We start from the raw sequence: 20000 nt of genomic DNA, 5'->3' as shown, positions 1-20000 counted from the left end.
CTTCCACATTTGTGTCAGATACCGCTATTTACCCTCGCCTGAACGGAACAGCCGCTGTTAGCTTCGGGGGCCATGACCGCCCTTGACGATTTCATCGACGCACTGCCGAAAGTGGAACTTCACGTTCACCTGGTCGGTTCCGCCTCACTGCCGACCGTGCTCGAGCTGGCCAACCGGCACACCGGGCACACGGTCCCGACCGAGGAGGAGGCGCTGCGGAACTTCTATGAGTTCCGCGACTTCCCGCACTTCGCCGAGGTCTACCTCGCCGTCAACGGCCTCATCCGCGAGCCGGAGGACGTCGCCGCGCTCGTCGTCGGCGCGGCCCGCGACCTCGCCGCGCAGAACGTCCGTTACGTCGAACTGACCGTCACGCCGCACACGCACGTCGTCATGATGGGGATGCCGGCACCCGCGGTCACCGAGGCGCTGGACGTCGCCGCCCGCGAGGTCGCGGACCTGATCGAGGTCGCGTACGTCTTCGACATCCCCGGCGAGTTCGGCGACGAGGCGGCCCGCGCGACGATCGACCACGCGCTCAGCCACCCGCCGCGCAGCCTCGTCGGCTTCGGGATCGGCGGCATCGAGCAGGACCGGATCGGCCACGAGGAGGCGATCCGCGACGCGTTCCGCGCGGCCGTCGCGGCGGGCCTGCACAGCGTGCCGCACGCGGGCGAGATGAGCGGGCCGGAGACGATCTGGGAGGCGATCCGCGAGCTGCGCGCCGAGCGGATCGGCCACGGCATCCGCTGCGTGGACGACCCGGAGCTGATGGCCTACCTGCGCGAGACGCAGCTGCCGCTGGAGGTCTGCCCGACCTCGAACGTCTGCACGCGGCAGGTGCCCTCCATCGCCGCGCACCCGCTGCCCCGGCTGCTGGAGGACGGCCTGTACGTCACGCTGAACAGCGACGACCCGCCGATGTTCAACACGACGCTGACGAATGAGTACCGCGTCGCAGCGCGCGACCTCGGCCTCGGCGCGGACGGCGTCGCCGAACTGGCCCGCAACGGCATTCGCGCGTCGTTCCTCCCCGAAAGCCGTAAGCAGGCGCTCCTCGCCGAGCTCGACGCCGTACGTCCCGCCGGGCCGGTCGAGACGGGCTGACGGCCCGGAGCGGCATGTGCCCCGCCGCGAGTATCTCGCGTCAAATCGGACAGTCGCAGGTCAGTCTTCAGCGAGCGCGCCGAGGCGTTCCATCGTCTCGATGTACTCCTCGACCATCTCGTAGATGACCCGCGAGACCGGCTTGACCTGGTTCATGGTGCCGACGATCTGGCCGACCGGGAAGGTCGTCAGCTCGCCGGCGCCGGCGCGGTTGATGCGCTGGAGCGCGTCGGAGATCAGCATGAACTGCATCGGCATCGGGAGCGTGCCGGGCGACTCGGGCGCCTCCCACGCGTCGGTCCACGCGGTCTTGAGCATCCGCGCCGGCTTCCCCGTCCAGGATCGCGAGCGTACGGTGTCGCGGGAGGTCGCGGCGAGGAGCCGGTCGCGCGACGCCTCCGGGGTGTCGGCCTCCTCGACGGTGAGCCACATCGAGCCGGTCCACACGCCGTCGGCGCCGAGCGCCATTCCGGCGGCCATCTGGCGGCCCCGGCCGATGCCGCCCGCGGCGAGCACCATCGTGTCCGGGCCGACGGCGTCGACCACCTCGGGGATCAGCACCATCGTGGAGATCTCGCCCGTGTGGCCGCCGGCCTCGGTGCCCTGGGCGACGATGACGTCGACGCCGACGTCGACCTGCTTGCGCGCGTGGCGGGCGCTGCTGGCCAGGCCGGCGACGGTCACGCCGTGCCGGTGCGCCTCCTCGACGACGTCCGCCGGAGGTGGGCCCAGGGCGCTCGCGAGCAGCGCGATCGGATGCTTCAACGCCACTTCGACCTGGGGGCGGGCCGTGGCGTCGGTCCAGCCGAGCAGGTAGCGCCCGGCGCTCTCCTCGGTGAGCGGGGCGATGCCGTGCCGTTCGAGCAGCTCGTTCACGAACCGCCGGTGCTCGTCGGGGATCATGCCCTGCAGCCCGCTGAGGATCTCGCCCGCGTCGCCGAGGCCGGCGCCCTCGTACTTGGCCGGCATGACGACGTCTACGCCGTACGGCCGGCCGCCGGCGTGCTCGTCGATCCAGGCCAGCTCGGTCTCGAGCTCGTCCGGAGTGAAGTAGAGGGCGCCGAGGACGCCCATGCCGCCCGCGCGGCTCACCGCCGCGACCACGTCGCGGCAGTGACTGAACGCGAAGATCGGGTACTCGATGCCGAAGAGTTCCGTGGCTCGTGTCCGCACGTCTTCGACAATACACACAAAACTGTAACGTGTTCTAGTTCCAAGTACGGGCAGCCAGGACGCGCGCACCGACGGTAGGTGGAACACGTACCAGATTCCCCGTATGAGGCGACCCCAACTCGAGGTGTTGACGGCGGTATGCCCGGTTGTTAACTTTCGCGCCTGGGCTCACGCTGAGAGTGCAGCGTCCGGAGGGCCGACGCGCATGACCGAAGCGATCGGAGCGGTCCGCGGGAGAACCGGCCCGCCAACGGCGGCGGGATCGGTCGGCGGGCCCTCGGCGCATGCCCTCGTGGACCGCGGGCCGTTACTCGCGGAGGCCCGTGCGCAGCTCGCGACCGGCGGCAGCGTGCTGCTGACCGGTCCGGCGGGCATCGGGAAGTCTACGCTGCTGTCCGCGCTGGCCGCCGAGGTCACCGGCCACCGGATCCTGCGCTGCGCGCTGTCGGAGACCGAGCGCCACCTGCCCTTCCTCGGCCTCATCGACCTGCTGGCCGGCACCGGCGACGAGATCCTCCACGCACTGCCCGCGCCCCAGCGCGCCGCCCTGGAGTCCGCGCTGCTCCGGCGCAGCGACCCGGTCGGCGAGCGCGACGGGCTCGGCCTCCGGATGGCCGTGCTGGCCACCTTCCGCGCCCTGTGCGCGAGCGACCCGGTGCTGATCGTGGTCGACGACGCCCAGTGGCTCGACGCGCCCAGCGCCGAGTTGCTGGCGTTCATCGCGCGCCGCGCCCGCGGGATGCCGCTGCGGGCCCTGGTCGGGCAGCGCTCCGGAGCGGGCGGCACCCGGCTGTGTCCCCCGCCGGTCCGCACGTTCGACGTGCCGCCGATGACCGCCGCCGAGATCACCCGGCTGCTCGGCGAGCGCGAACTGCCCCGTGCCGTGCTGGCGAAGGTTCACCGCGCCAGCGGCGGCAACCCGTTCTTCGCCGTCGAGCTGGGCCGCGCGCTCGCCGAACACGACGGCCCGCTGGACCCGGCGGCGCCGCTGCCCGTACCCGACAGCCTGCGCTCCCTCATGCTCGGCCGGCTGCTGGCCCTGTCGGCCGGGGCCCGGCGCACCCTGCTCACCGCCTGCGCGGTGGCCCGCCCCACCCTCGCCCTGCTGCGCGGCGCCGGATGCCCCGGCGCCGACGCGGACCTCGCCGAGGCGCGGGAGGCCGGCATCGTCGCGCCGGGAGAGGGCATCCGGTTCACGCATCCCCTGCTGGCCGACGTCCTGTACGCCGAGGCTCCCGAACGCGACCGGCTCGCCGTGCACGCGGCACTGGCCGACGTCGTCACCGACCCGGTCGAGCGGGCCCGCCACCTGGCCCTCGTCTCTCCCGGCCGCGACGCGGAGGTGGCCGCCACGCTGGGCGAGGCCGCCGCGGCCGCCCGGCGGCGGGGCGCCCCCGCGGCGGCGGCACGGCTCGGCCTGCTGGCCGCCGACCGCACCACACGGGCTGAGGAGGAGACCGGACTGCGGCTCACGGCCGCCGAGGACGCCCTGGCCGCGGGCGAGTACGCGCTGGCCCGCGGCATCGCCGAGGAGGTGCTCGCACACGCCTCGATCCCGGCGGAGCGCGTACGGGCCTGGATCGTGCTGCTCGACTCCGGCGGCCAGGCGCTCGCCGAACTGGACGACGTCTTCCCCCGCGCGCTCGCGGACGCCCGCGACGACCCCGCGCTGCTCGCCCCGCTGCACTACCGGCTCGCCTGGCGGGCGTGGCTGGTGAAGGGATCGGCGGCGCGGGCCCGCGACGAGGCGGCCACCGCGGCCCGGCTCGCCGCCGAGGCGGGCGACCGCCGTACCGAGGTGCTGGCGCTGACCAAGCAGGCGCTCGCGGAGTTCGGCACCGGACGGCCGGCGGCCGAACGCACCCTCGAACGCGCGCTCGCCGGCCCGCAGGACCCGGCCATCCGGTTCGACCACAACGGCCCGGTGTACCTGCGCCACCGGCACCACCTTCTGCACGACCGGGTGGAGGAGGCGCGGGCCGAGCTCCGCTCGCTGACGTACGCGGTACGGCAGCGGGGCGCGGTGGAGAGCCTGTTCATGTGCCTGTACGGGTCCTCGCAGGTGGAGATCTTCCGTGGCCGCTGCGACCGGGCGCTGGACCTGGCCGAGCAGTGCCTGCGGCTCGCCGAGGACAGCGAGCTGAGCCGGGGGCCGGCCTGGTGTGCGGTGGCCTTCGCCGAGGCGGCCGGCGGTTCGCTCGACCGCGCGCTGAACGCGGCCGAGCGCGGCGTCGCGCACAACGAGGACGACGGCGACCTGCTGTTCCTGCCGCACTCGCTGCACGCGGCCGGGCACATCCGGCTGCTGCGCGGCGACGCGGCCGGAGCAGCCGAGGTGTTGCGCCGCGTACGCCGGCTGGAGCGCACGCAGGGCCTGGTCGAGCCGGCGATGCGCCGCTGGCACGCCGACCTGGCGGAGGCTCTCGTCGCGACCGGCGCGGCCGATGAGGCGGCCGAATTGATCGAGGAGACCAGGCGCAACGCCGTACGCCTCGGCCGCCGCGGCGTGCTGGCGGTGCTGGAGCGCGCGTCGGCCCTGGTGACGGCGGCACGCGGCGACCTGGAGGGCGCGGCCGAGGGCCTGACCCGCGCCGTGGACGCACTGGCCGCCTCACCGTATCCGCTGGAGGAGGGCCGGACCCGCCTCGAACTCGGCCGCCTGCGCACCCGGATGAACGACCCGGCGACCGCCCGCGAGTCGCTGCGCGCGGCCCACCGGATCTTCTCCCGCACGAAAGCCGCGCCCTGGGTCGCGGCCGTCGCCGCCGAACTGGACCACCTGGACGTGGGCGTACGCAGGACGACGGGCGAGACCGACCCGCTGCGCACGCTGACCGGCGTCGAACGCCGCGTGGCGGTCCTGGTCGCCGACGGCGCCACCAACCGCGAAATCGCAGCCCGCCTGTTCGTGAGCGTGAAGACCGTCGAAGCCGCCCTCACCCGAACATACCGCAAACTGAACATCCGCTCCCGCGTCGACCTCGCCCGCCTCGCCACCTCACTTTCATCTGAGGCCGGCCAAGACGTGCACCTGGATCGGCGAGCATTTCGGGGCATCTGACACGGTGTCCAGCTACCGAGCGATGTTCGAACGGCGCGACGGCCTTGCCCCGCGGTGGCCGCGCCACTAGTCGGCTTCCCGCGGATCGTTTCGATGTGTCAAGACCATCCCATGGAATCGGCTATTAAGTGACTCCTGCCGTTTAGGACGGAGAGCGGGCAGGGAACGGGGGTAGCTGTACAGGTCCGTCGACCGGAGGGCTGCCATGCCGGGTACTGCCGGTGGTCACACTTCCCGCGAACCGATCACATCGGGCTTGTTGTCATTCGCCGGTTTTCTCATTGGGATAGTAGGCTTCTTTAACATAGTGGATGGCCTTACCTCCTTGAATAAGAGGAGCCTCTATCTGGTCCCATCGAGCAAGCTACTCATCTTTAATTTCACCGCCTGGGGCTGGATCTGGATCATTGTGGGAATCTTGCAGATCTTCGTTGGTGCTTCGATCTTTGCAAGACGAACGTGGGCGAGAACGGCAGGAATCGCACTCATGCTGCTTGCCGTCGCCGGTCAATTCACCTTTATGAACGCATTCCCACTGTGGTCGATAGTCATCATCACCGTGTCTCTTGTGGCTATCTACCTATTGATGGTTCCGACGCCAGGTTCGCTCGCGCACTGACCGGAATGTCAGCAGAGTATCGACACTCGACCGCCCCAAATATGGTTCGAAATAGGCCCGGGACAGATGAACAGCTGAACATGTGCCCCGGTGATCCTGATCGGCTCCGCTGCGGACTTGACTTCCAGGCCAGCGGCATTTTTCTCATATCAACGTAGCTACGGGCTGATGCGCCGGATGCTGCTCAAGCACACCAGACTTCGCAGCCGGGGTGCGCGCTGACGGCCCGCAGCGCACCACGGCCCGGTGCCGCCGATCCAGGCCGTGTACGTGTCGTTCAGGTGCCTGCGAACCTCCGCGATGCGGACCTTCGCCACATCCGCCGTGCCGCGTGCCGCGAACGCTTCGACGATGTCGGCGCTCAGGGCGGCTTTGCGCAGGGCGGTGCCCAGCTTGTTCTGCGCGTCCGTCAGGTCGGCCGGGGAGACGCCCTGCCGCTTGAACCCACCGGGGTCGAGGTCGCTCCGCAGCCGCCACTCGGTGGAGTGGACGGTGAACTGCGTCTTGGACTTCTGGTCGTCGGTGAGACCGGCGAGGAACGCCTTCGCCGCCGCGCGCGGCGGTCCCCCCTGCGTCCCTCCGACCCTGTCCGCATCTCGGTCATCGTCGCTGGCCCCTTCCCGGAATGTCGTGAGGCTCCGGCACGGTGCGGCGCGCTGAATTCTGCGGCCGTCGTCGACGAAAGGACGGTCAGACCCAGATCGCGCACCGGAGCCCGTCGCTGAAGACCTCCGGAATGTCCGGAAGGCTCTCGGCCTCGCCCTCCAGCACGCGCCGTGCCGTCCAGGCGGCCGCGGCGGCGTCGAGGACGTCATCGACCTTGGCCGCCGCGCCCGCCGGTCCGAGGTCGCCGGTGAGGACGATGCCGGCGTCGGTCAGCAACCGCCGGCGGGTCTCCGCGCCCGCCCACGTCGTCTTGCGCGGCAGCGGGCGGCGGTTCGCCATACGGGCGAAACACACCTCGGGATGGACCTCGACGACCCGGAAGGGCGCCCGCCTCACCCATCGGTCGACCTCGCGGATCCTGGTCCGCAGCGCGAACGCCTGCGCCGACACGCCCGCTCCGGCCAGGCCGCGGTTGACGCGCACCGCCTCCGGGTGCGTTGTCGCCTCGATGGCGGCCCGTACGGGCGTCATGAACACCGAGGCCCTCCGCGCACCGACGTACGCCCGCGCCAGCAGGTCCGCCTGCCGCGGCCCGTGGTCGGCCAGCCCGATGGGCATGTCGACACCCACCACCGCGACCGGCCCGTCCTGAACCACGCTCGCGAGAAGACGGTCGATGTCGGCACCGAAGTACGCGGCGGGAGGACCGTCGCCAAGGACCACGCCCACCCATCCGGACGCACACACGTCTGCCCCGAGTACCCGCCGCTCGGCCATACCGCCGACCACCTCCCTGAACCCGGCCGGTCAGCCGCCGGAGACGGCGCGGTGGTGAGGGAGCCCCTCACCTTGCCAAGCCCAACGAGCCGAGGGCCTCGCCGACACGGCGACGGGTCTCGGTCGGCGCCCCTAGGGATATCCCTACGGCTCGCGGTTGGGCCTTCACCGCTTCGGCCTTCGTACGGAGACTCCTGCCCAGGAGGCGGCGAACGGCGTCACTTCGCCGAGATCCGGAAGGAGGCTCGCCGCCGGAACACGCCCGCCGGATGCCGGAACGCGCGCCGGGGCCGGCGAGCGGTGTCCGGGTCGCCGCCGCGGTGCCCGCTCCCTGGACCTCCCCCGCCAAGGCCCTCCGGAGCGGGCGGCACGCCCGCCAGGCCCCCGCGACCACGGCCGTCCCGTCCCCCGGGGCGGTCTCCGGCCCTGTCCTTTCCGCCGGCCCGCTACCGCGGGCCCGTCGCTCAACGGCGAAAGGAACCCTCCGCCCATGTCCAGACCACGCATCGCGACGGTGTCGGCGACCGCCGTACTCGCCGTCGTGGCCGCGCTGACGGTGACCCCGTCCGCCGGCGCATCACCGCAGCGCCCCGCCGCCCCCAAGCCCACCGCGAACGCGGGGCGCTCGGCGTTCACCCCGGACGACTTCACCACCGACCCGCCCGCGAGCACGCGCAAGCGGGCGATCGCCGACGCGCGCAAGGCGCTCTCGGCGCACAAGGGCACCGCCCACGTGAAGGCCGGTGACGCGTTCACGCCGCGTACGGTCGTCGTCGCCGGGAACGGCGCCGCCGACGTCCGCTTCGACCGGACCTTCCACGGGCTGCCCGTGTACGGCGGCGACCTGATCGTCCACCTCAAGCCGGGTGGCTCCTACCGCGCGCTGAACATCGCGACGCCCGCCGCCTCGGTGTCCACCACCCCGAAGATCGCCGCGTCGGCGGCCGCGAGCACGTCCCGCGCGCGCCTGCGCGGCACGGTGACCTCGGTCGGCAAGCCGCACCTCGCGGTCTGGGCCACCGGGCGGTCCTCCCAGCTCGTCTGGGAGACCGTCGTACGCGGCGTGCGCGCCGACCAGACGCCGAGCGTCCTGCACGTCCTGGTCGACGCGTTCAAGGGCAAGGTCGTGACCCAGCGGGACGAGGTCGACACCCTGCTCTCCCCCGCCCAGGAGAAGGCCGCCGCCGCGCGGAAGAGCGTCACGCCGCTCGTCGCCGGCACGGGCAACTCGATCTACAGCGGTACGGTGCCGATCGACCTCACCCAGTCGGGCGGCACGTACCAGATGAGGGACCCGTCGCACGGCAACGGGTACACCACGAACCTGAACCACGCCACGAGCGGCACCGGGACGATCTTCAGCAACTCCACCGGGACGTTCGGCAACGGCAGCAACAGCGACGCGGCGTCGGCCGGCGTCGACGCGCACTTCGGCGCCGCGGAGACGTTCGACTACTACAAGAACGTGCACGGCCGCAACGGCATCTTCGGCAACGGCGCGGGCGTGCCGTCGCGGACGCACTACGGCAACAGCTACGTCAACGCCTTCTGGGACGGCTCGCAGATGACGTACGGCGACGGCTCGGGCAACGCCCGTCCGCTCGTCGAGATCGACGTCGCCGGGCACGAGATGAGCCACGGCGTCAGCGGCGCCCTCACCGGCTGGGACGAGACCGGCGAGACCGGCGGCATGAACGAGGGCACCAGCGACATCTTCGGCACGATGGTGGAGTTCTACGCGAACAACTCCCACGACACGCCCGACTACACCATGGGCGAGCTGATCAACATCAACGGTGACGGCACGCCGCTGCGCTACATGTACAACCCGTCGCTCGACGGCGCGTCGCCGAACTGCTACACGAGCGGCAACGGCTCGCTGGACCCGCACTACTCCCTCGGCCCGCTGGCGCACTGGTTCTTCCTGCTGGCCGTCGGCAGCGGCAACCACGGGTACGGCAACAGCCCGACCTGCAACAGCTCCACGGTCACCGGCATCGGCAACGACAAGGCCGCCAAGATCTGGTACCGCGCGCTCGCCTCGTACGCGAGCAGCGGCGAGAACTACGCCCGCGCGCGCACCGACTCGCTGAAGGCCGCCGCCGACCTGTACGGCACCCACTGCACCGAGTACGACACGGTGAACGCCGCCTGGGCGGCCGTCAGCGTCACCGGCACCGACCCGGTCCCCGGCACCTGCCCCGGCCAGCCCGGCAGCCCGTCGGTGACCAACCCCGGCAACCAGACGACCACCGTCGGCACGGCCGTCAGCCTGCAGATCCAGGCGAGCGACCCGAACGGCCAGACCCTGACCTACAGCGCCACGGGCCTGCCCGCCGGCCTGTCGGTCAACGCCTCGACCGGCCTGATCTCCGGCACGCCGACCACGACCGGCACCTCATCGGTGACGGTGACCGCGAAGAACACCGCGAACGCGACCGGCTCGACGACGTTCACCTGGACGGTGAGCCCGGTCGGCGGCGGATGCTCCTCGACCGGCGACAAGGTGAGCAACGGCGGCTTCGAGTCCGGCACGTCACCGTGGACGACCACGTCCGGGGTCGTCTCGACCAACGGCAGCGGTGAGAGCGCCCACTCCGGCACGCACTTCGCCTGGTTCGACGGCTACGGCACCACCCACACCGACACCGCCACCCAGTCGATCAGCATCCCCTCCGGGTGCCACGCCTCCCTCACCTTCTACCTCCACATCGACACCAGTGAGAGCGGGTCCACCGCCTACGACAAGTTCACCGTCAAGATCGGCGGCACGACCCTCGCCACCTACAGCAACGCCAACGCCGCCTCCGGCTACACGGCCAGGACCTTCGACGTGTCCTCCTACGCCGGCCAGACGGTCACGTTGTCGTTCAGCGGCACCGAGGACGCCTACCTGCAGACCAGCTTCGTCCTCGACGACGTCGCGGTGAACGCGTCCTGACCCGTACGGCCTGAAGGGCCCTGGACGAACGACCCGGTGAGCCGCGCGCGAGCCGCCGCGCGGCTCGCCGGGCCTTCTCCCCCGGCGAACGCCGCGCCGTGGGTGCCGACCCCTTGCGCGGCTGGTTTTGTCGTGGACACCTGCTGTAATCGTCTGGTGCCTCCACGTGACAATGCTCGTCACCCCAGGCCCTTGCATCCTCGGGAGTACTTGATGAGAACGAAGATCGCGATCGTCGCCGCCGTGGTGGCGGCGACGGCGCCGCTCGTCGCCGCGCGGGCGGCGAGCGCCACGCACCAGGCCGCCGATTCGACCCGTACGCCGGAGTCGCCGTCGTACACGGTCAGCCTGACCAGCAACGCCACCGGCGGCACGTGGACCGGGCACGAGTCGGTGACCTTCACCAACGCCTCCGCCACGCCGCTGACCGAGGTCTACCTGCGGCTGTGGGACAACTACCACGGCAGCTGCCCGTCGACGCCGGTCACGGTGACGAACGTGACGGGCGGCACGGCGGGCGCGCCGGAGGTCGGCTGCACCGCGCTGAAGGTCACCCTGCCCGCGCCGCTCCCCCAGGGCGCGTCGGGCACGGTGGGCTTCGACCTGAGCATCGTCGTGCCGAGCGGCGCCGACCGGTTCGGCCACGACGGGGCTTACTACTTCCTCGGCAACGCGCTGCCGGTGCTCGCGGTACGCGACGCGTCGGGCTGGCACCTGGACCCGTACACGAACCACGGCGAGTCCTTCTACTCGCTCGCGAGCGACTGGACCGTCACGCTCGACCACCCGACCTCGCTGAAGGTTCCGGCGACGGGCACCTCCACGGACCGGGCCGGCGCCTCGGGGCGTACGGTGACGACCGCGACCGCCGCGAAGGTGCGTGACTTCGCCTGGGCGGCCGGACCCTTCGCGGCGACGTCGGGCACCTCACCGGGCGGCGTGAAGGTCAACGTGTACCGGGTGAGCGGCATCTCCGCCGGCTCGGCGACGTCGATGCTGAACACGGCCACGGCGGCGCTGGACGCGCACGCGCAGCGGTTCGGCGCCTACCCGTACGGCGAGGCCGACGTCGTGCTCGACAACAACTTCTGGTTCGGCGGCATGGAGTATCCCGGCTTCGTGCTGGATCTGGTCGGCTCGACCTCGCTGGCGCACGAGCTGGCCCACCAGTGGTGGTACGGCATCGTGGGCGACGACGAGTACAACAGCCCCTGGCTGGACGAGTCCTTCGCCGACTACGCCACCGACCTGTACGAGGGCAAGACCGGCAGCGGCTGCTGGAACAGCGTGTCCTGGGCGTCGTCGGACGAGAAGATCACCAACTCGATGGCGTACTGGGACGCCCACCCCGGCCGGTACGCCATGGTCGTGTACGGCTACGGCAAGTGCGCGCTGCACGACCTGAGCCGGGTGCTCGGCACCACGGCCATGACCAGGCTGACGCACGACTACGCCCGGTCGCACTGGTACGGCGTCTCGACGACCGCGGAGTTCAAGGCTGCGGCGCAGGCGCTGACCACGACCGACCTGACGTCCTTCTGGAGCCGGCACCGCATCGATGGCTGACCGATCGTCGTGGGCGGATGTCACCGAAGCGCGTCCGCGCCGGCTCAGCGGGCGGCACAGCTCTCCCTGCGCCAGGCGACCCACTGGCTCGGCTTCTGGTCGGCGACCGTCCAGCCGTCCGGATGGCCGGGCCACGTGGATGAGGCGGCACCGCCCGGCCAAGCGGTAAGCACGGTACAGGTCTGAGCGCGCGGGGCCGCGGAATTCAACCATCCGACCGTCGTCCACCCGACGCGGTAGCGCAGCTTCATGACGGTCCACCAACGGAGATCACGGGCGACCTCCACCCCGCCCTTCCCGCTCAAGGCGTGGCGGAGGTCGCCCGCGGGGCGGACGAAAGTTGCGCGCGTGTGCAGAATGAATCCTCCGTTCACGAGGAGAAGCAGCGCCACCACGAGGATGGGCAGCCTGCGGAGCAGGATCATGCCGCCGAAGAGCGCGCCCGCGACGAGGCCTGCGGTGAGCATGTCGAGAGAGCGCCAGTTCCCGGTCAGGTAGGAGGTCTCGGGAAAGTCGAAGCCGATGAAGGTGTACTCGTGCAGCCGCGGCCCCGCATACGTCGTGACGGCGAGCGCGGCCCCGGCCAGGACTCCGACCGTGGCCGGGACCGCGGTGATCATTGTGCGGCGGCCGGCCCGGACCAGCGTCCCGGCTCCGGCGAGCGACAACGGGATCGCCACGCAGGCGAGATAGCGGCCGTAGGCGTAGTTGCCGATCCGGTGCTCGTCCGGCAGTGCCGCCGTCGTGGCCAGCGCGATGCCCGCCGTGACGGCGATGGCGGCGGCCGCCACCAGCCGCAGCGATCGATCGGCGCGCGGGGAGAGCAGCCGCGCGACGGTCGCCACCAGCCCCAGACCGGCGAGTCCGTAGGTCGCGACGATGAGGTACCACACCTGGCCGCAGGCACCCGAGAGGGTGCGGAGCAGTCCGTCGGCGGAGGTGAGCCGGGACCACAGCACGGCGCTCAGGTCGAGTGACCCGTCAGGCCACATCGCGTGGAGGAGCAAGGCGTTCAGCCGGCTCGCGCCGACGTAGCCGACGGCCGCGACACCGATCCCGACCATGGTGCGCCGACGCGGCACCCACCCGCGGACCAGCAGGAAACCGAGCACTCCGGCGTGTACGAGCAGAATCACGGTGCCCCGGGCATGCACCGCGTACGCATAGGCGGCGGCCAGGCTCGCCACGGATCCGGCCAGGCGGCCGCCCGTGTCGGCGAACCGCATCAGCGCCAGCAGCCAGCAGGCGACGATGGCGGGCAGGATGGCGTCGGCCAGCGCCCATGCACCGAAGAACACGTTCGCCGGCAGCAACGCCACGGCGAACGCGATCCCGAAGGCGGTGGCCGGGCGCAGCCCCAGCCGTCGCGAGATCGCCAGCGACAGCGGGAAGACCGCCGCGCCGATGACCGCGCCGATCATCAGCACCAGCCGGTACGCGGTCGTGGGGTCCGCGGTGACCCAGTAGACCGGGCTGAGGAGAAGCGGGTATCCACCCTGGTAGAACGTCGAATACGACATGTCTCCACCCGGACCGCCGGCCAGCCGGCGCGCGGCCAGCAGATAACCCGCCTCATCGGGAAAGGCCGCAGGCGCATGCGCGTGCCAGGACGTCCACACCCGGAGGACCACCTGGGCGAGCCAGCCCAGCAGGACGAGCCACGTGGCTTTGCTCCGACGGCTCCGGCCGCCGTCCTTCGCGGCAGAGGAGACGGCTGGAGGGACCAGGGCGACAGGCCCGGTGATTTGAATGGCCACGGGCCGAAAGTTCAGCCAATCGCCGATAATCCGGTCATAACCAGATCTGGTTACGCCCGCGTTATCCCTCCCGAGGCATCCTGGGCGGCCAGGTCGTTCAGGAGGGGCAGTGCGGGTACTGATCGCCGAGGACGAGCGCATGCTCGCCGAATCGATCGCCGAGGGTTTGCGCGCCGCGGCTCTGGCCGTGGACATCGCCTATGACGGCGGGGCGGCGCTGGAGCGGCTCGGGGTGAACGACTATGACGTGCTCATCCTCGATCGGGACCTGCCGGTCGTGCACGGTGACGAGGTGTGCCGGCACCTGGCCGGCTCGGGGACGCTCGTGCGGGTGTTGATGCTCACCGCCGCGACCGACGTGCGCTCGCGCGTTTCGGGCCTGATGATGGGCGCCGACGACTATCTGACGAAGCCGTTCGCCTTCGAGGAACTCCTCGCCCGCGTACACGCGCTGGGCCGCAGGTCCCGGCCCGCCGATCCGCCGAAGCTGGAGCGGATGGGGGTGCTGCTCGACCAGGCCCACCGCCAGGTCTTCCGGGACGGCCGGTACGTACCCCTGGCCCGCAAGGAGTTCGGCGTGCTCGCCGAGCTGCTCCGGGCGAACGGCGCGGTGGTCCCGGCCGAGAACCTGCTGGAGAAGGTGTGGGATGAGCACACCGATCCGTTCACGAACACGGTGCGGGTAACGGTGATGAAGCTGCGCCGCAAGCTCGGCGACCCTCCGATCATCGAGACCGTCCCGGGAGTGGGGTACCGAATTCGATGAAGCTGACGATCCGCCTGCGCGTCGCGCTGCTCTGCGGTGGTCTTTCCCTCCTCTGGGGCGCCGTCCTTCTCCTCGTCGTTCACCTGCTGCTGCGGAGCCACCTACGGAGCGAGACCGAGGCGCTGATCCGCGCAGCAGACGAGAACACAGGCGTGGGAAGCCAGGGGTGGCTCAGCGGTACCGCCCATCACGCCGCCGACACCACCATGGATTCACTGTTGCTCTGGGGCGTCATAACGGTCGTGCTGGTCAGCGGGGCGGCGGGCTGGTTCGGCTGGCTGGCGGCGGGCTGGGTGCTGCGGTCGCTGAATCGCGTGACCGAGACGGCCAGGCGGGTGGCGCAGAGCCACGACCTGACCGAACGCATCGACTACACGGGCCCGCCCGATACCGTGCGCGAGCTCGCCGACATCTTCGACACGATGGTCGGGCGCCTGGCCCGTGCGTTCGACGGTCAGCGCCGCTTCGTCGCGAACGCCTCCCATGAACTGCGGACGCCCCTCGCCATCAACCGGACCCTGGTGGACGTGGCGGTCCGCCGCGCCGACGCGACCGAGGAGATGAAGCGGCTCGGCGAGTCACTGCTGGTGGTCAACACCCGGCACGAACGGCTGATCGACGGGCTGCTCGCCCTCGCCGAAGGCGAGCAGACGGTCCTCGACCGTCGTCCGCTCGACCTGACCGACGTGGTCGAACACGTCCTCGACCAGGTCACCGACGAGGCCGAAGAGCAGACCGTGACGCTCCACCGGCTGATGGACACGGCGCCGACCGCGGGAGACGCGATACTGCTGGAACGGATCGCACAGAACCTCGTGGAGAACGCGATCCGGCACAACCACAGCGGCGGCGAGGTCTGGGTGACGACCCGGCAGCGCGGTGACCTGGCCGAGCTGGTGGTGGCCAACACCGGGCTGGCCGTGCCGCCGTACGAGATCGAGACGATCTTCGAACCTTTCCGGCGGCTGCACGCGGACCGGCTGCGCTCCGATCGGGGCAGCGGCCTGGGCCTGTCGATCGTGCGGGCCATCGTGGACGCTCACAGCGGAACGATCACCGCCCGTCCACGTGAGGAGGGCGGACTGACGATCACCGTCGAACTCCCCGCGGCCTGAGCCACTCCCTATGATCATTGAAGTGGATTTCGACGGACTGATCAGTGATCTGGCGTCGCCGGACAAGGCGATCTGGAGACCGGCCTGGGACCGCTTCAAAGAGCTCGGTGACGCCGGGGTTCCCGCGTTGATGGCGGAGCTCCTCGATGAGGAGTCGCCGCTCGACTGGGCCCAGGCGGGCTTTCTGCTGAGAGAGCTGGGCGACGCGGCGTTCTGCGCGATCCGTGACGCGGTCGCCGCCGACCTGCCGCAGGAGCCGGCCCGGCGGGCTCGGTGGACGTTCGGCGGTTTCTTCGGCGAGCACTGGGACCGTCTCATCGAGTCGCTCGAGCATCCCTCGGCCGACGTGCGGGAGTGCGCGGCCCTCTGCCTGCAGAGAATGAGAGCCGAGGCGCTCCCGGCGACCGGCGCGCTGATCCGGCTGCTCGGCGACCCCGACCCGGACGTGCGGCAACGAGCGATCTGGGCGCTGGAAGAGCTGGGCCCCGGGACGCTGGACGCGTTGCGGAAGGTGCGCGAGTCCGGACCGGGCGCCTGTCGCGCGAACGCCTTCAGCGCGATCATGAACATCGGCGGGCCCGAGGCCCTGTCCGAGAAGGACCGGGCACTGTGGCGACGCCACCTCGGGGCGAAGGCCGCCGCCGACCGTCCCCAGGAGATCTGGGAGAACAGCTGCATCGCGGTTCCGGGCGGTGACCAGCAGGCCGTTCTGGAGCTCCTGGACTTCTCCGACCCGAGCCCGATGTACTTCGACCTGGGCCTGGCCGTCGCGAGTGGCTCGTGGTGGACGGTGCCGAAGGTCGAGCACGAGCAGCGGGCCGAGGCGTTCGTCACGCCGGAGGTCGACGGCTGGACTCTCATCGTCAGCGGCTGGTGCTACCCGGCGTGGGACGACGAGTGGTACGCCCGGACGCGCGACGTCATGCGGCGGCTGAGCGGGCGGTTCGGCGTCGCGTGGGGGTTCGCCGGACGCGGCTACGGCGGTACGGCGGCGTGGGCATGCGCGAAGAACGGCGACCTCATCTGGGAACGAGAGGTCACCGACGACGACGAATGGGGCGACACCGACCCCACCGAGGGCATCGACACGGATGAGCCGCTCGGCATCGACCCCACCGAACTGAGCGAGAAGACCCCCATGCGCGGCACGGGCCTGCGCGCACTGACCCCGTACGGCCGCGACGCTCCAGTGATCACAGAGTGAAGCATCGTCGGCGAACGCCTCCGGGCCAGCCCGGACCTGCTCGCCGAGTTGCGGCGTGACCTGGCGTCCAGGCATGTGTGGGACAACGCGCTCGTGGCGCTTCTCCGCAGTCTTCATGGTCGCGCGAAGACCGCCATCGTCAGCAACGCATGGCCGAACATGCGCACCAGGATCACGGAGGCCGGGCTGACGGGTGTCGTTGACGAGGTCGTCCTCTCCTGCGTGGTGGGCTATGCCAAGCCCGACGCCCGGATCTACACGGTCGCTCTCGAACGCCTCACGGCGGGACCCGGCGACGTCCTGTTCATCGACGACGCTCACGGCAACGTCACCGCCGCGGAGGCGCTCGGTATGACCGGCCACCTTCACACCGGCAACGCCGGCACCATCGCCCGGATCGAGGACTTTCTCATCGACGACTGATCCTCTGCGGTCGGCCAGGTCAGGAGGACGGTTCCCGGTCGGGCGGCTGCTCACCGGAGGGCCGGGGGCCCTCAGCGCTCTCCCCCGCCGCACCGCCCGGCGCGGGCTCGCGGCGGCCGGTGACGGCGAGAGCCAGGCCGACGACGAGCAGGACGATGCCGAGGGCGCCGCCGCCGTACGGGAGCCAGGCCTTGACCAGCGCGACCTTGTACGCCTGGCCGCCGGAGAGGTCGACGAGGTCCCGCTGGCTCTCCGGGACCATCTTCAGGTCCAGGTCCGCGACGGTGAGGCGGTCGACGCCGTCGCTGGTGCGCAGTGTCTGGGTGACCTTCTGTTCCTGGTTGACCGGGGCGCCCGTGCGCGGGTCGACCCAGACCGTGGTGGTCGCCTGGTAGACGCGATTCACCATCACCGCGTTGTTCTTCTTGTCATAGCCCGGCAGCCGCGCGACCTGCTTGGCCGGCAGGCCGAGCAGCGAGGCGGGCACACCCGGCTTTATCGTGTCGGTGACGGTCGGCGGAATCTGCTGCACGAAGCGATACGTCGTGATGCCGTGGACCTTTTCCTCGCCCTCATAAGTCATCGGCCAGGTGCGCTTCGTACTGATGTCGAAATAGGGATAGGTTTTGCGCTTCACGCCAATCGGCCAGAAGAGGCCGACGCCCGACTGGCGCACGTTGGAGTCGCCGTTCACCGCGGCTCCCCGGCCGTTGCGCATCCCGGCGGTGCGGCGGTCGAACACGGCGCGCTGGGTCTGTGTCTCGATCTTCGCGTTGTTGGTCGGGTCCTCGATGGAGGTGAAGGAGTCCCAGACGGCGATCTTTCCGTCACCAGCGCGGACGTCGCCTCGCGTGGTGTTGGTCGCGGTGACGGTGGCGCCCTTCTGGACCCGCCATTTGGAGGTGTCCAGATACGTGGCGTTGTCGGCGCGGAGCGTGGTCTTCTCGTACACGTTCAGTGGCGCCGCGACGACCTGCCGCGCGACATAGAAGCGCACCAGCGGGGCGAGTGCGAGGAAGAACGCTCCGGCCCCGATCAAGATCAAGCCCACCTTGCGCCGCACCGCGCACCTCCCAAGGGGAAATGCCTGAATCATAGGGGAATGTGATATTTGTCGCCGGGTGGGGCGATCTTTGTGACGATCATGTTACCTGTGCGTAGGCTTGCCTTTTCCCGGCCCGGAGGTGGTCCGTGACAGCTCCCGCACCGTCCGCGACCGGCGTGCGCGCTGCCGGCCGTAGCGGGCCGCAGGAGCACTACGACGCGCTGGACGGCGTACGCGCGGTCGCGGCGTTCGGGGTGCTCGTGCTGCACATCGGGGCCGACACCGGCGGCACGCTCAAGCACGACGCCAAGGCGTGGCTGCTGTCCGGCGGCGCGATCGCGGTCACGGTCTTCTTCACGCTGTCCGGGCTGCTGCTCTACCGCCCGTGGGCGACGCGGACGCTGGCCGCCGACGGCCGGGTCGACCTCGGCGGGTACTACCGGCGCCGGGCGCTGCGCATCCTGCCCGCGTACTGGGTGCTCGTGCTGTACGTGATGATCGTCTACCTGAGCGCCCACCTCGGCGACGCGTGGACCTGGCTGCGGCTGCTGACGCTCACCTACACCTACGACCCGCACCCGTGGTGGGGCAACAGCCTCGGGCCGGAGGGCCTGTGGCAGATCTGGAGCCTCACCGTCGAGGTCGCCTGGTACGTCCTGCTGCCGGTGACCGCCGCGATCCTCGGGTGGTACGCCCGGCTCCGCGAGCGCGGCGCGCCCGACACCGACCGGCGGGCCCGGCGCCTGCTCTGGGCGATCGCCGCGTACGCCGCGCTGTCGCTCGTCTATTCGATCCTCATGTTCCACCCGTCCTACCGGCCGCTGCTCGGTGCCTGGCTGCCGCGTTACTTCGCGTGGTTCGCGATCGGCATGGCCCTGTCGGTCGTGTCGGTCTGGGCCCGCACCGGCTCGGCGCGCGCGGCGCGGTTCGCCCGCACCGTCGCGCGGTCGTGGGGCACGTGCTGGCTCACCGCGGCGGTGCTGTACGGCATCGCCGCGTCACCGCTCTCCGGGCCGGCCGACCTCACCACCATCGACACCGTCTGGACGTCGGAGTTCCGGGTCGTGCTGTACGGGCTGGTCGCCGTCTTCGCCGTCGGCCCGGTCGCCCTCGCCCCCGCCGGCGAGCCCGTCATGCGCGCCGTTCTGGGCAACCGCGTCATGCGGTTCCTCGGCCGCGTCTCCTACGGCGTCTTCCTCTGGCAGGTGCCGGTCCTGATCGGCTGGAGCGAGCTCGTCGGGCACACGCCCTTCACCGGCCACTTCCTCACCGAGTTCCCGGTGATCGCCCTGCTGACCGTCGGGATCGCGACGATCTCCTTCTACTACGTCGAGCGGCCGATCCTCCGGCTCACCTCGCGGCGGTGGCGCGCCGACCGGCTCACCGCCCCGGCCGGGCGAGCCACTGAGCGCGACGGCCAGGCGGGCGATGACGACCAGGCACAGTAGCCGGGGGACCAGCTCGGCGAACACCTGCGCGTGCGGGCCGTCCACGCGCGCCCCGGCCGGCGCGACCACGCTCGCCGCGAGCAGCGCACCGCCCGCCGTCCACGGCGACAGGAGCCAGGAGCGCTGCCGCCGTGGCGCCCAGGCGAACGCCGCCGCCGCGACCGCCGCCACGGCCACGCCCGCGATCCCGCCGGACCACAGGCCGACCGCGGACGCGACCAGCACCGCCGCCGCCTCACCCGCGATCCCGGCCACCCGGCCACGGCACCGCCCCGCGACCGGTGCGGGCACCGTACGGGTCCGCAGAGGCGTGAGCCGGGCCGGCCACAGCGCGACCGCGAGGAGCAGCGGCAACAGCCCGATCCCGGAGAACAGGGCGGCCCGGTAGACCC

General features: G+C 71.1%; 14 protein-coding genes. 10 read left to right on the top strand and 4 right to left on the bottom strand.

The window, feature by feature from the left end; translation table 11 throughout:
- Nucleotides 1-72: 72 nt before the first annotated feature.
- Complete coding sequence (add, locus tag OG417_RS08570) at nucleotides 73-1107, top strand: adenosine deaminase (RefSeq protein ID WP_329252249.1); 1035 nt, start codon at nucleotides 73-75, stop codon at nucleotides 1105-1107.
- 60 nt (nucleotides 1108-1167) lie between these two features.
- On the opposite strand, the gene OG417_RS08565 is transcribed toward add, so the two are convergent.
- Nucleotides 1168-2280: an NAD(P)H-dependent flavin oxidoreductase gene (locus tag OG417_RS08565; RefSeq protein WP_329252245.1), complete on the bottom strand. Its 1113-nt coding sequence runs from the start codon at nucleotides 2278-2280 to the stop codon at nucleotides 1168-1170.
- A gap of 205 nt (nucleotides 2281-2485) precedes the next feature.
- On the opposite strand from OG417_RS08565, the gene OG417_RS08560 reads away from it, so the two are divergent.
- Nucleotides 2486-5341, top strand: coding sequence for an ATP-binding protein (locus OG417_RS08560; RefSeq protein WP_329252242.1), 2856 nt, complete (start codon nucleotides 2486-2488; stop codon nucleotides 5339-5341).
- 205 nt (nucleotides 5342-5546) lie between these two features.
- Entirely contained in the window at nucleotides 5547-5960 is a 414-nt protein-coding gene (locus OG417_RS08555) for a DUF7144 family membrane protein (protein WP_329252238.1), read from the top strand.
- A 690-nt stretch (nucleotides 5961-6650) separates the two neighbouring features.
- On the opposite strand, the gene OG417_RS08550 is transcribed toward OG417_RS08555, so the two are convergent.
- Nucleotides 6651-7343 carry a DUF429 domain-containing protein gene (locus tag OG417_RS08550; RefSeq protein ID WP_329252235.1) on the bottom strand — a complete coding sequence of 231 codons (693 nt, stop codon included), beginning with the start codon at nucleotides 7341-7343 and terminating at the stop codon, nucleotides 6651-6653.
- Between the two features lie 490 nt (nucleotides 7344-7833).
- Here OG417_RS08550 and OG417_RS08545 point away from each other — a divergent pair, with 490 nt between their 5' ends.
- Together OG417_RS08545 and OG417_RS08540 are read left to right on the top strand one after the other, a co-directional pair.
- On the top strand, nucleotides 7834-10284 hold the full coding sequence (locus tag OG417_RS08545; protein WP_329252232.1) for a M4 family metallopeptidase: 2451 nt from the start codon (nucleotides 7834-7836) through the stop codon (nucleotides 10282-10284).
- Between the two features lie 213 nt (nucleotides 10285-10497).
- Complete coding sequence (locus tag OG417_RS08540) at nucleotides 10498-11850, top strand: M1 family metallopeptidase (protein WP_329252229.1); 1353 nt, start codon at nucleotides 10498-10500, stop codon at nucleotides 11848-11850.
- Nucleotides 11851-11894: 44 nt separating this feature from the next.
- On the opposite strand, the gene OG417_RS08535 is transcribed toward OG417_RS08540, so the two are convergent.
- Complete coding sequence (locus tag OG417_RS08535) at nucleotides 11895-13607, bottom strand: hypothetical protein (protein WP_329252226.1); 1713 nt, start codon at nucleotides 13605-13607, stop codon at nucleotides 11895-11897.
- A 109-nt stretch (nucleotides 13608-13716) separates the two neighbouring features.
- Between OG417_RS08535 and OG417_RS08530 the strand changes: the two genes are divergently transcribed.
- The 4 genes from OG417_RS08530 to OG417_RS08515 all read left to right on the top strand — a co-directional run bounded on the left by OG417_RS08530 (nucleotide 13717) and on the right by OG417_RS08515 (nucleotide 17115).
- Complete coding sequence (locus OG417_RS08530; protein WP_329252223.1) at nucleotides 13717-14373, top strand: response regulator transcription factor; 657 nt, start codon at nucleotides 13717-13719, stop codon at nucleotides 14371-14373.
- Nucleotides 14370-15488, top strand: a complete 1119-nt coding sequence (locus OG417_RS08525) for a sensor histidine kinase (RefSeq protein ID WP_329252220.1) — start codon at nucleotides 14370-14372, stop codon at nucleotides 15486-15488. Before OG417_RS08530 ends, OG417_RS08525 begins: the two co-directional genes overlap by 4 nt.
- A gap of 22 nt (nucleotides 15489-15510) precedes the next feature.
- Nucleotides 15511-16692 carry a HEAT repeat domain-containing protein gene (locus OG417_RS08520; RefSeq protein ID WP_329252217.1) on the top strand — a complete coding sequence of 394 codons (1182 nt, stop codon included), beginning with the start codon at nucleotides 15511-15513 and terminating at the stop codon, nucleotides 16690-16692.
- Between the two features lie 75 nt (nucleotides 16693-16767).
- Nucleotides 16768-17115, top strand: a complete 348-nt coding sequence (locus OG417_RS08515; RefSeq protein WP_329262193.1) for an HAD-IA family hydrolase — start codon at nucleotides 16768-16770, stop codon at nucleotides 17113-17115.
- Between the two features lie 19 nt (nucleotides 17116-17134).
- Here OG417_RS08515 and OG417_RS08510 read toward each other — a convergent pair whose 3' ends face one another.
- Entirely contained in the window at nucleotides 17135-18160 is a 1026-nt protein-coding gene (locus tag OG417_RS08510) for a DUF3068 domain-containing protein (RefSeq protein WP_329252213.1), read from the bottom strand.
- Between the two features lie 146 nt (nucleotides 18161-18306).
- Between OG417_RS08510 and OG417_RS08505 the strand changes: the two genes are divergently transcribed.
- Nucleotides 18307-19608, top strand: a complete 1302-nt coding sequence (locus tag OG417_RS08505) for an acyltransferase family protein (protein WP_329252210.1) — start codon at nucleotides 18307-18309, stop codon at nucleotides 19606-19608.
- Nucleotides 19609-20000 lie beyond the last annotated feature (392 nt).

This window comes from Actinoallomurus sp. NBC_01490, assembly GCF_036227085.1.
In the GTDB taxonomy this organism is placed as follows: domain Bacteria; phylum Actinomycetota; class Actinomycetes; order Streptosporangiales; family Streptosporangiaceae; genus Actinoallomurus; species Actinoallomurus oryzae.
The sequence above is the reverse complement of the archived record's forward strand: the minus strand, read 5'-3'. Positions and strand labels throughout refer to the sequence as shown.